The sequence below is a fragment of the Thiomonas sp. OC7 genome (assembly GCF_900634595.1).
GTDB classification, from domain to species: Bacteria; Pseudomonadota; Gammaproteobacteria; order Burkholderiales; family Burkholderiaceae_C; genus Thiomonas; species Thiomonas arsenitoxydans.
Window position 1 is genome coordinate 3,880,500 of record NZ_LR131953.1, and the last position, 11,118, is coordinate 3,891,617.

The 11,118-nt window shown below is 63.7% G+C and carries 9 protein-coding genes; 5 read left to right on the top strand and 4 right to left on the bottom strand.

The features are described from left to right. Nucleotides 1–250: 250 nt before the first annotated feature. From BIO17B3_RS18775 to BIO17B3_RS18795, 5 genes are read left to right on the top strand one after another with little or no spacing between them, the layout of a single operon-like run. The gene (locus BIO17B3_RS18775; protein ID WP_064971523.1) at nucleotides 251–892 is read left to right on the top strand and encodes a hypothetical protein; all 642 of its coding nucleotides are present in this window, start codon (nucleotides 251–253) and stop codon (nucleotides 890–892) included. A 59-nt stretch (nucleotides 893–951) separates the two neighbouring features. After that, a complete protein-coding gene (locus BIO17B3_RS18780; protein ID WP_156055190.1) occupies nucleotides 952–1,161 on the top strand; it encodes a hypothetical protein in 210 nt (69 codons plus the stop codon). A 13-nt stretch (nucleotides 1,162–1,174) separates the two neighbouring features. Further along, nucleotides 1,175–1,819 carry a VirB8/TrbF family protein gene (locus BIO17B3_RS18785; RefSeq protein WP_064971524.1) on the top strand — a complete coding sequence of 215 codons (645 nt, stop codon included), beginning with the start codon at nucleotides 1,175–1,177 and terminating at the stop codon, nucleotides 1,817–1,819. Between the two features lie 33 nt (nucleotides 1,820–1,852). Beyond that, nucleotides 1,853–2,863: a TrbG/VirB9 family P-type conjugative transfer protein gene (locus tag BIO17B3_RS18790; RefSeq protein WP_084440236.1), complete on the top strand. Its 1,011-nt coding sequence runs from the start codon at nucleotides 1,853–1,855 to the stop codon at nucleotides 2,861–2,863. A 41-nt stretch (nucleotides 2,864–2,904) separates the two neighbouring features. Beyond that, nucleotides 2,905–4,368 (top strand): TrbI/VirB10 family protein, encoded by a 1,464-nt coding sequence (locus BIO17B3_RS18795; protein WP_064971525.1) that lies wholly within the window; start codon nucleotides 2,905–2,907, stop codon nucleotides 4,366–4,368. Nucleotides 4,369–4,411: 43 nt separating this feature from the next. On the opposite strand, the gene BIO17B3_RS18800 is transcribed toward BIO17B3_RS18795, so the two are convergent. From BIO17B3_RS18800 to BIO17B3_RS18815, 4 genes are read right to left on the bottom strand one after another with little or no spacing between them, the layout of a single operon-like run. Further along, entirely contained in the window at nucleotides 4,412–4,705 is a 294-nt protein-coding gene (locus BIO17B3_RS18800; protein WP_064971526.1) for an HU family DNA-binding protein, read from the bottom strand. Continuing rightward, nucleotides 4,702–7,482: a DNA methyltransferase gene (locus BIO17B3_RS18805; RefSeq protein WP_064971527.1), complete on the bottom strand. Its 2,781-nt coding sequence runs from the start codon at nucleotides 7,480–7,482 to the stop codon at nucleotides 4,702–4,704. Before BIO17B3_RS18805 ends, BIO17B3_RS18800 begins: the two co-directional genes overlap by 4 nt. A gap of 42 nt (nucleotides 7,483–7,524) precedes the next feature. Continuing rightward, nucleotides 7,525–8,058, bottom strand: a complete 534-nt coding sequence (locus BIO17B3_RS18810) for a S26 family signal peptidase (protein ID WP_064971528.1) — start codon at nucleotides 8,056–8,058, stop codon at nucleotides 7,525–7,527. A gap of 33 nt (nucleotides 8,059–8,091) precedes the next feature. Continuing rightward, a complete protein-coding gene (locus BIO17B3_RS18815; protein ID WP_064971529.1) occupies nucleotides 8,092–11,058 on the bottom strand; it encodes a Tn3-like element ISPa38 family transposase in 2,967 nt (988 codons plus the stop codon). Between the last annotated feature and the right edge of the window lie 60 nt (nucleotides 11,059–11,118).

The following is an 11,118-nucleotide window of genomic DNA, read 5'->3' on the forward strand; positions in this document are numbered from 1 at the left end:
AGGGTAGGGGGCCGTGGCCACAATCCTCGAAACCGCCCGCGCTTCGCTTGTCGGTTTCTGCGTTTGTGCCCCGTCCCCACCTGCTCAGGCTCCGCCCGAGACCCGAAAGGCAGCGTTCTCGGCTGCGCCTTGAACGCCAAATCAATCGGCAAACGTACCCGCGTTGCGTGCGAGATAAGACCAGGGGGCAAGAAAGCAAAGTGCCGCCCCCGCGCATATCCCGGTATCTCCCATTCCTGGACATGCCGTCATGCGCACACCCACCGCAATCTACGCTGCCGCAACCCTGCTCGCGGCCAGTCTCGCCACCGCCCACGCCGCCACACTGACCGTGGGCTACGCCAACGTCAGCCTGAACACCGGAAACGGTTTGTCGTCGAGCGTGCCCGCGCTGCACCTGGCCGCTCAAGCAGAGCTACCTGACGGGTACGACGTCACCGCCAGCGTCACCCACGGCAAACGCGAAGCGGCGAGCGACACGGACGCCCACGTTGCCATCAACGGAAATTTGCCACTGGCAATCGGAACCATTCAGCCCGGCCTGGTGACGGGTTACACCCGCATTGACTACAGCGGCAGTTACTTCCATGACGGCCCCGGCTGGCGCATGGCGAGCGGCTACGCCGGCGCGCGCATCGGCTATCTGTACGCGCCGACCTCGGATGTCTCGCTACATGCTGCGTTCGAGTTTGGCCGCAACTTCGCGACCCAATACACGCAGCGCCCGACCATCGGCGGGCTCTACACCGCAGCCGACATCGGCGCCTCCCTGCGCTTTGGCCCTGGCGCGCTGACCGTCGGCGCGCGACTGATGAATTTGCCGATCAGCCAGGACAGTGGTCTGCACATCCGGACTGCCGAGTACCGCATCGGCTACGCGCTGACGTTCTGATCACCGATCTGCCGCCCCTGCGTATATCCCAGCATCCCAACACATTCGGAGATGCCGAAATGTCCAGCAGCAGCCCGCCCATCACCGCGCGCACGAAAGTGCCGCCGCCACAAAACAAGGCCGTGCATCACTTTGTGCGCAGCCTTCGCCGCTCATCAGAACTCGGCTGGACTGTCGGCCTCGATCTGCAGCGCGCCTGGGGAATCCGCCCCGCGTCCTCACGCCGTGCCGCCCCTGCGTATATCCACTCAAGCAGTTCCCATCCTTGAAGGAGAACCCGACATGGCTCAAGCCAACCCTTACCTCAATGCCCGCCGCGAGTGGGACGAGCGCTACGGCGACCAGATCGCCCGCGCCAAGTCCTGGCGCATCGCCGCCATTGCCGCACTTGCCGTGGCGTCCGTCGCCGTAGCGGGTGTGGCCTACATCGGCGCGCAGAGCAAGATCAAGCCCTTTGTCGTTGCCATCGACAAGATGGGCAGCCCGATTGCAGTGGCCCAACCCAGCAACGGCTCTGGCGTGACTCAGCGCATCATCGAAGCGCAACTTGCCAACTGGATCGTCAACACCCGCATGGTGTTGCCCGACCAGACCGCGCAGCAAACGCTGCTCAACCGCAGCTACGCCATGCTGTCCAGCAATGCCGCCAGCACGGTCAGCGACTGGTTCAAGGCCAACAGCCCGTTCGGTGCGGCCTACACCGTCAACCCGCAGGTCAACAGCGTGTTGCCGACGGGCGCCAACACCTACCAGGTGAACTGGACGGAAGTCAAAGCCATCCCCGGGCAGAACAGCACGACGACGCACTGGAAAGCGCAGATCACCGTCGGCGTGGACGCCAAGCTGGCCGACAAGCCGCAAGTCATGCTCGACAACCCGCTGGGCATTTTCATTCAGTCCCTGAACTGGACGCAGAGCGTGTCCTGATCCACCCCGATTCCATCCCCCGGAGAAACCCCCATGAAACGCACTCTTCTTGCCGTCGCCCTGTCGGCCTCTTTCTTTGCCCCTGCCTTTGCTGGCGGGTCGGCGCCTGACAACGGGCGCGTCAGCCATGAACTCCAGCGTTTTCGCGTCGTCCACCGGGCGATCCCGGTCGGCACGCCCGACAACGGGCGCACCAGTCATGAACTGGTGAACCAGACCCCGCCCGTGCCGCTGTCGTACCGGGCGACCGACGCCGCCGCACAGCAATGGCTGCAAACCGGCGTCGCCAATGACATCATCGGTACGAACGGGCAAGTGATGTACGCCTACGGCCAAAGTCGCCCCACCATCACCTGCGCCCCGCTGCATGTCTGCGTCATCAACCTGCTGACCGGCGAGCACATCACCAGCCTGAGCATCGGCGACTCGGTGCGCTGGCTGGTGCAACCCACGAATGCCGGGGAGCGACCCATTGTGATCGTCAAGCCGACGCAAGCCGGGCTGGTCACCAATCTGGTCGTGACCACCGATGCCGGACGGGTCTACTACATGACCCTGAAAAGTGATGCGCACGACTATGTGCCACTGGTCGGCTACTACGACCCGCAGCAACTGGTCATCAACATGCAGCAGCAGGCCGCACAAGCACGCGCCGCCGAACAAGCCAAAGCCGAAGCCAAGAAGCAGGCCGTGGTTGCCCCGCTGGGCAACATCGACCCGGCCAAGCTGGACTTTGATTTCACCTGCACCGCGGATAACGGCAATGACGATACGAACATGCTGCCGGTGCGCGTGTTTGCCGGTGGCGGCCACACCTACCTGCAGATGCCGCAGTCGATGAAATTCACCGATGCGCCCGCTGTGTTCAACACCAGCAATGGCAACACCGAACTGATGAACAGTCGCCTGGTGCATGGCTACTACGTTCTTGACGGCCTGCCGAGCAAATTCAACCTGACGCTGGGTGTCGGAAAGAACGCGCACACCGTGGTGTGCCAGCACGGCGGGCAAAGCAGCGCCGGCTTCTTCGGCTGGGCGCGCTGATCCATCTGCGGCAGCGAGCCCCCAACACAGAGGCAAGAAACATGAATGACGACAACCAACCCGCAGGCGCAATTGAAGGGGCAGCGCTGCCCGTCCCCACCGCGCCCGCCGCAGAACTTCCCCCGATCGCTGACGTGATCGGGCCGGGAAAGACCAAGGGCGGAAAAGATGGGGGCAAAGGCGACGGAAAGGGCAAGGGCATGAAGCTCAAGGCCGACCCGAAGCAAGGCAAGCGCCTGTCCAAGAAAAGCAAGACGCTGATGTTCGGTGGGTTGACCGTGCTCAGCGCGTTGATCCTGATCGGCATCGCCACATCGGGCAACAAGTCCGCTCCTTCCGAAGCCTTGTCAGCCAGCAGCACGGATCAGGTCGGCATGAGTACGCCGCCCGCACCGAGCGCGGCGCAAACGAGCGCGTTCACCGTGCGCGGCGCTGTCACACAGGCGACCGCCGCATCCGCTCCCGCGCCTACAGCCAGCGGTGCAGGGGCTGCACTGGCACATCCGCAGGGCGCCACGCTGCAACCGGGTCAACCGACGGCTTTGACGCCCGCGCAGAAATATCACCAGTGGCTGGTTGACCAGCATTACAAGCGCCTGGAAGGGCTTGTGCTGGCGGACCAAAGCGCCAACCTGGCGGAGACCGGCGTCGGCGGAAAGGGCTTGATGCAGACTGCCGGGACGAACCAGGCCAGTCCGCAAGACTTGCTGGCGTTGCAGCATCAACTGTCGCAAGCCATGGCGCAAAACCCGCAGGCCGCGAACGATCCCAATGTGCGCAAATTGATGGCTGCGCTGAGTGGGATGAATGGGGCGAGCGGGATGGGCGGCGCTGGTGCGCAGTCCAGCAATCAAGGTTTCCTGGACGTGCAGCAGAACAAGGACGGCAACGGCTATCTGCAAGCCGCTGTGCAGCCCAAGGCGTCCAACCATGAACTATTTGCCGGCTCGGTCATTCCTGCCGTGTTGCAAACCGGCATTGATAGCGACTTGCCGGGGACGATCACCGGCATGGTGCGGCAGACCGTGTACGACAGCCTGAACCCGAGCGTTGTCCTGATTCCGCAAGGCACCAAAGTTATCGGCTCGTATAGCAGCGACGTGGCCTATGGCCAGAGCCGCGTGCTGGTGGCCTGGAACCGGCTGATTTTCCCCAACGGATCGATGATCGACCTCAAGGGCATGATCGGCGCGGACGGGCAGGGCGAAAGCGGCTTGTCCGATCAGGTGGACAACCACTACGCGCGCATCTTCGGCAGCGCCATTCTGATGAGCATGCTGGGGGTGGGGGCGCAGTTGAGCCAACCGCAGACCGGCAGCGCACTCACCACGCCAAGTGCCAGCCAGCAGGCTGCAGGAGCCTTGTCGCAGCAGATCGATACCGTCGGGACGAACCTGCTCAACAAGAACCTGAACATTCAGCCGACGCTCAACATCCGGCCTGGCTACACGTTCAATGTGCTGGTCAACCGGACGATGATTCTGCCGCCGTACTCGGGGAGTTGAGAGCAGAGCATCGCAGGGAAGGGCGGCTGAGGCCGCTCTTTTTTTACTTGTCCGACGACGCGGACGGCTCCAGCCCCTGCAATGGCTTGCCCGGTTTGAATTTTGGAAACCGGGTCGCTGCCTTCTGCATAGGCTCGCCCGTCCTCGGATTGCGCGCCAGATGGGCTTTGCGCAGCGAAGCACTGAACACGCCGAAATTGCGAATCTCCACCCGTTTGCCGTCGGCCACCGCCTGCACGATGGCGTTTAGGATGACCTCAACGGTGTCTTCGGCATCCTTGCGCGAAAGGTGCGGGTGGCTTGCCGCCAAGCCGTCTATCAGTTCAGAGCGGATCATGCCGACACCTCGCGCCGACTCCGCGTTTTCTGGGCTGGAAGCAAGCTCGTAAGCCGCTGATACAGGCCGAACAGGAAGGCCACGCGCGGGGCGTCGGCCTTGTCGCCCTTGTAGCCGTAGGCTGCGTCCACGGCCCGGTCGTTGGCCTGGTGGGCTTTGCGCAGTTCGGCAGGCATGGTCAGCGGGTCGTAGAGATCGGCCAGGGTGGCGCCGGGATACAGCGCCCGTGCATCAAGGACGCCCTGCGCGTTGTGCTCGATGGCCTCCTGCTGCGCGTCGGTTGGCTGCGGCCAAGGAAAATTGTTGTATACGGCTGGCGCGTAGCTATAACGACTTTCCAGCCTACCGCACACCGCACGCATCCATGCGTTGTGCATCGTGCTCATCATGACACCAAAGTGGAAGCGCGTCGCCCCTGGGATGATTTGCAGCTTGTTGCTCGCAATCACGCTGCTGGGCAAGAAGCCCATCGGAATAAAGTGTCGGTTTTCCGATGACACTTCAGGCAGCGCCAGATAGTCGGTTTCAGGCTGACGATCTTGCGTGAACAGTGTCGCCTGGGCCGCGAACTCCTGCACGCTCTTGGTCGGACTTTTGAGCCTTGTCTCAGCGACTGCGCGGACCCGTTGCATGACGGCGGGTGCCGAGCGCAACTCCGATGGTGAAACCCCCTTTAGCCAAAGACACCATCGCCACGTGCCGTTGAGAAAATCTTCGCCACCAACGTAAGGGCGAAGCCATTGCTCCGCACGGGGCTCGATCGCGAGAAGCTCGGCTTTTTGCTGGTCAGTCAGGATCAAGTGCCCGCCGTCTGTCGGCTGACTCCCTTTGAGCAGTTGTGGCATGCCAGGTGGCGGATCGGTCCTCGACGGCAGAATTACGTCCGGCGCGTCAACCAAGTATGGATTGATCCGATTGGCCTCGACTCTCACCCCCTCGCCCTTGGGGTCGTCGCCATAGTCGAATATGGTGCAATGCCTCGGGGCATGTAATGCGAACCCGATGATGACGCAATGCACGGCGGCCTTGCCCTTGCCCTCGTTACTCCACTTGAACGTGCGGTGAGCGAAACGGATTTGAACGCCCTTGGAGAGCATCCAAGGCCACATGGTGCCCACCTGCTCACCCTGGCAGATGCTGTTGGTGGATACGAACGCAACCGCAATGGCACGATTCGGTGCGCAGTATTCGACTGCTCGGCGATGCCAGCAGGTCACATAATCAAGGCGACCGAATCGGCCCTCATGACCCCACACTGATGCCATATCAACCATTTGCTCCGCGTTGCGCCACTGGTGGCCCACGAACGGCGGGTTGCCCAGCACATAGCTGCACTGCTCGGGCGGCAGCACTTCGGCCCAGTCGGTGCGCAGGGCGTTGGCGTGGTGGATGTGCGGGCTATCGACCAAGGGCACGGTAGGCCGAGTGGTGCCGAAGCGCTCGGCGGTTTCCAGGTTCATCTGGTGGTCGGTGATCCACAGCGCCACGCGGGCGATGTGCGCGGCGGATTGGTCAATCTCGATGCCATAGAACTGGCTCACGCGCAGGCGCGACAAGGTGGATACGTCGAGCAGGCCGCGCGTCTGCCCGCCCTTGCTGAACAGCAGTTCAATGACTTCGTTTTCCAGGCGGCGCAGTTCGCGGTAGGCGATGACCAGAAAGTTGCCGCAGCCGCAGGCGGGATCGAAAAAGGTCAGCGTGGGGAGCTTGTCGTACAGGGCTTGCAGCCGGGGTTTGCTGTGGCGGGCGGCGGCGAATTCGTCGCGCAGGTCGTCCATGCACAGGGGGCCGAGTACGCGCAGGATGTTGCGTTCGCTGGTGTAGTGCGCGCCGAGTTCGCGGCGGCTGGCCTGGCGGCGCTCGTCAGGGGAATGCGCTTCGAGCACGCCTTGGAACATGGCGCCGAAAATGGCCGGGGAAATGCCCGACCAGTCGAGGTCGATGCAGCGCATGAGCACGGCGCGCAATTCGGCGTTGAAGGCGGGGATGCGGGTGCGCTCGGCAAACAGGCTGCCGTTGACATAGGCGAAGGCGCGCAGGTCGTCGTCGAGCGTGGTCTGGCGCTGGTCTTCGGCGGTGTCGAGCACGTCGAACAGTTCGGAGAGCGTGGCCCCCAGGTCTTTGCCGTCGGCGCGGGTACGCTCCACCAGGCGGCGGAACATACCGTTGTCGCCAAAGATGCCGGTGTCGTCGGCGAACAGGCAGAACAGCAGCCGGGTGAGGAAGATTTCGAGGTCGCGGCCTTTGAAGCCGATGTCGAGCAAGCCTTCGTGCAGCTTGCTGATGGCGTAGGCGGCATTGCGGTTGATGGGCGATTCTTCGACGATCTGCGGGGCTTCGTCTTCGAGCAAAAAGCTGAACCAGTTGGCCTTGCCCGGCAGAGCTTTGAGCGTGGTTTCCCAGTGCTTGCCTTCGCGCAGGTCGTACAGGCGGATGCGGGCGAAGTCGGAGGTGATGATGTAGCGCGGGCGCTCGGCCTCGGGCAGGGCGATGAAGTAATCGGCGGCCTGATCGAAGGCTTTGTCGAGATCTTTGCCCCGGCTTTTGTGTTCGACGATGAGTTTGCCGGGGATGAAGCTGTCGATGAAGCCGCGCGCGCCGCCGAGCTTGTCCACGGCCTTTTCGTAGATGGTGGCCGACTCGGCGCGAATGCCAAAACACTCGTAGAAGCGTAGCCAGAAAGTCTTGGCATCGGCAGCCTCTCGCTGGGCGTTGGCCCATTCCTTGGCGAAGGCGGTGAGGCGGCGGCGGATGTCGAGGGCGGAAGGGCTAGGCATGGGCGGTGTCGAATCAATCGTGCAACCGCAAGCGTAGCGAACTCAGCCCGCCGACCGTGCAATCACCCGATCCCGCTGCACCACCCCCCAATTCCGGCTGTCGAACGACACCTTCGGATCGCCAGAACCAAACGTCCAATACTCGCCATCCGCAAGCCGGTGTACACCGAAATCAGCGGGCAGCGTCAGCCCTGGCCACGCCTTCGGTCGCGCGATCACCTTGCTCTGCGGCAACAGACGTCCGTTGACAGAGACCCCCGCTGTGGACACGTCCACCACATCGCCCGGCACGCCGACAACGGTTTTCAGAAACGGCGCACCGCCGTTGGGGCACGCGCCATGAACCATGAACGGATAGAGCGTCACCGGGGGGCAAAAGGAGATCAGGTCGCCGCGATGAATCACGGTCTGCGCCGTAACGGGCGTCAGGCGATACAGGCCCAGCGGCTCGCTGGGTGTGGTGTTGAACCGCCAGCCGGTCGCCCAGGCTGTGCCGATCGCGGACGCCGCAATCATGCCCGCCACGGCAGGCCAGCGCAGGCGATGCCAGTTGCTGTGACGAATGTTGATCTTCATGGGGTCGTCTCAGAAAACGGAAAATAAAGCACGCTAAGCCGGTTGCAGCGGCCGTAGCGGCCTGAACTTGCCCGCGCCGATCTTGGCGCTGCTGCGCCAGAGGTAATCGCCGGTCAGGTTGATGTGCTCCCAGCCGAGCGGCGACAGGTACTGCAACAGGCCGTCATCGACGGCTTGACCGTGGCCACGCAAGGCGTTCGCGGCCCGCTCCAGATAGACCGTGTACCATAGCACGATGGCCGCCGTCACCAGGTTGAGGCCGCTGGCCCGGTAGCGCTGCTGCTCGAAGCTGCGGTCGCGGATTTCCCCCAGGCGGTTGAAGAACACGGCGCGGGCCAGCGCGTTGCGCGCCTCGCCTTTGTTCAGCCCGGCATGCACGCGGCGGCGCAGCTCGACGCTTTGCAGCCAGTCCAGGATGAACAGTGTGCGCTCGATGCGTCCCAGCTCACGCAGGGCGACGGCCAGGCCGTTCTGGCGCGGGTAGCTGCCAAGCTTCCTGAGCATCAGCGAGGCCGTCGCCGTGCCCTGCTTGATCGAGGTGGCCATCCGCAGGATTTCATCCCAATGGGCGCGGACGTGCTTGATGTTGAGCGTGCCGCCGATCATCGGTTTCAACGCCTCGTAGGTGGCATCGCCCTTCGGGATGTAGAGCTTGGTGTCGCCCAGGTCACGAATGCGCGGGGCGAAGCGGAAGCCCAGCAGGTGCATCAACGCGAAGACGTGGTCCGTGAACCCTGCCGTGTCGGTGTAGTGCTCCTCGATCCGCAGGTCGGATTCGTGATACAGCAGGCCGTCGAGCACGTAGGTCGAGTCGCGCACGCCGACGTTCACGACCTTGGTGTGGAACGGCGCGTACTGGTCGGAGATATGGGTGTAGAACGTCCGCCCTGGGCTGCTGCCGTATTTCGGATTGATGTGGCCGGTGCTCTCGGCCTTGCTGCCGGTGCGGAAGTTCTGGCCGTCCGACGATGACGTGGTGCCGTCGCCCCAATGCTCGGCGAAGGGATGTCGGAACTGCGCGTTGACCAGCTCGGCCAGTGCCGCCCCGTAGGTTTCGTCGCGGATGTGCCAGGCTTGCAGCCAGGCCAGCTTGGCGTAGGTCGTGCCGGGGCACGATTCCGCCATCTTGGTCAGGCCCAGGTTGATCGCGTCGGCGAGGATCGTGGTCAGCAACAGGTTTTTGTCCTTGGCCAGGTCGCCTGACTTCAGGTGGGCGAAGTGCCGGGTGAAGCCCGTCCATTCGTCTACCTCCAGCAGCAATTCGGTGATCTTGACGTGCGGTAGGATCATCGCCGTCTGGTCGATCAGGGCCTGTGCGGTATCGGGCACCGCCGCATCGAGCGGCGTGATCTTCAGGCCCGACTCCGTGATGATGGCGTCCGGCAGCTCGTTGGCCAGCGCCATGCGGTTGACGGTGGCGAGCTGCGTTTCCAGCAGCGTCAGCCGGTCATGCAGGTACTGGTCGCAATCGGTGGCCACGGCCAGCGGCAATTCGCTGGCCTGCTTGAGGCTGGCGAATTTCGCGGGCGGCACCAGGTAGTCCTCGAAGTCCTTGAACTGGCGCGAGCCTTGCACCCAGATGTCGCCGGAGCGCAGCGCGTTCTTCAGCTCCGACAGCGCGCACAGTTCGTAGTAGCGCCGGTCGATGCCGGTGTCGGTCATCACCAGCTTCTGCCAGCGCGGCTTGATGAACTCGGTCGGCGCGTCGGTGGGCACCTTGCGGGCGTTGTCGCTGTTCATGCTGCGCAGCACCTCGATGGCGTCGAGTACGTCCTTGGCGGCGGGCGCGGCCCGCAACTTGAGCACGTCGAGAAATTCCGGCGCGTAGCGGCGCAGCGTGGCGTAGCTCTCGCCGATGCGGTGCAGGAAATCGAAGTCCTCGGGTTGCGCGAGCCGCTGCGCTTCGGTGACGCTCTCGGCGAAAGCATCCCAGGACATGACGGCCTCGATGGCGGCGAACGGATCGCGGCCCGCTTGCTTGGCCTCGATCAGCGCCTGGCCGATGCGCCCGAACAGCCGCACCTTGGCATTGATCGCCTTGCCGGATGCCTGGAACTGCTGCTGATGCTTGTTCTTGGCGGCATTGAACAGCTTGCCCAGGATGCGGTCATGCAGGTCGATGATTTCGTCGGTGACGGTGGCCATGCCCTCGATGGCGAGCGCCACCAGGGTCGCGTAACGCCGCTGCGGCTCGAACTTCGCCAGGTCGGCGGGCGTCATCTGGCCGCCCTCGCGGGCGATCTTGAGCAGCCGGTTCTGGTGAACCAGCCGCTCGATGCCGGAGGGCAGGTCGAGCGCCTGCCACGCCTTGAGGCGTTCGATGTGTTCCAGCATGTGCCGCGAGTTCGGTTTGACCGGGGATTGCCGCAGCCAGGCCAGCCACGTCGTCTTGCCGTTGTCGCGGCGCTTGAGCAGATCGTCGAGGCGACGGCGATGCACGTCCGTCAGCGGCTCAGCCAAGGCGTCGTAGAGACGCCGGTTGGCGCGGGTAATCGCTTCGGCGCTCGCCCGCTCGACGGCGTTGAGGGCGGGCACAATGACCGACTGCCGCCGCAGGTGCTCGATCAAGGCTCTGGCCAGCACGATGCCCTTGTCGGTTTGCATGGCCAGCTCGGTCAGCAACTGGACAGCCTGCCGGTAGTGGCCAATCGTGAACGGCTGGAAGCCGAACACCGTTTGCAGCTCGACCAGGTGCTCGCGTCGGGTCTGCTCACGCTGCCCGTACTCGTCCCAGCTTTCGATGCCGACCTTGAGCTGGTTGGCGACCAGTCTCAGCAATGGCGGGAACGGTGGCTCATCAGCGCCAAGGATGACGCCGGGAAAGCGCAGGTAGCAGAGCTGCACCGCGAAGCCCAGCCGATTGGCCGGGCCGCGCCGCTGCCGGATGATGGAGAGGTCGCTTTCGCTGAACGTGTAGTGACGGATCAACTCATCCTTGGTGTCCGGCAACGCCAGCAGGCTTTCGCGCTCGGCGGCGGAGAGGATCGAACGGCGGGGCATGCGGTTTCCTTCTTCTTGAAAACGTAGGTTTGTGACAAGCCCGCCAAGGCAACCGGCGCT

What these genes read in the sequence shown, in the direction of transcription:
- BIO17B3_RS18775 (WP_064971523.1), top strand. Translation starts at nt 251, where the DNA reads ATGCGCACACCCACCGCAATCTACGCTGCCGCAACCCTGCTCGCGGCC.
- BIO17B3_RS18780 (WP_156055190.1), top strand. Translation starts at nt 952, where the DNA reads ATGTCCAGCAGCAGCCCGCCCATCACCGCGCGCACGAAAGTGCCGCCG.
- BIO17B3_RS18785 (WP_064971524.1), top strand. Translation starts at nt 1,175, where the DNA reads ATGGCTCAAGCCAACCCTTACCTCAATGCCCGCCGCGAGTGGGACGAG.
- BIO17B3_RS18790 (WP_084440236.1), top strand. Translation starts at nt 1,853, where the DNA reads ATGAAACGCACTCTTCTTGCCGTCGCCCTGTCGGCCTCTTTCTTTGCC.
- BIO17B3_RS18795 (WP_064971525.1), top strand. Translation starts at nt 2,905, where the DNA reads ATGAATGACGACAACCAACCCGCAGGCGCAATTGAAGGGGCAGCGCTG.
- BIO17B3_RS18800 (WP_064971526.1), bottom strand. Translation starts at nt 4,705, where the DNA reads ATGATCCGCTCTGAACTGATAGACGGCTTGGCGGCAAGCCACCCGCAC.
- BIO17B3_RS18805 (WP_064971527.1), bottom strand. Translation starts at nt 7,482, where the DNA reads ATGCCTAGCCCTTCCGCCCTCGACATCCGCCGCCGCCTCACCGCCTTC.
- BIO17B3_RS18810 (WP_064971528.1), bottom strand. Translation starts at nt 8,058, where the DNA reads ATGAAGATCAACATTCGTCACAGCAACTGGCATCGCCTGCGCTGGCCT.
- BIO17B3_RS18815 (WP_064971529.1), bottom strand. Translation starts at nt 11,058, where the DNA reads ATGCCCCGCCGTTCGATCCTCTCCGCCGCCGAGCGCGAAAGCCTGCTG.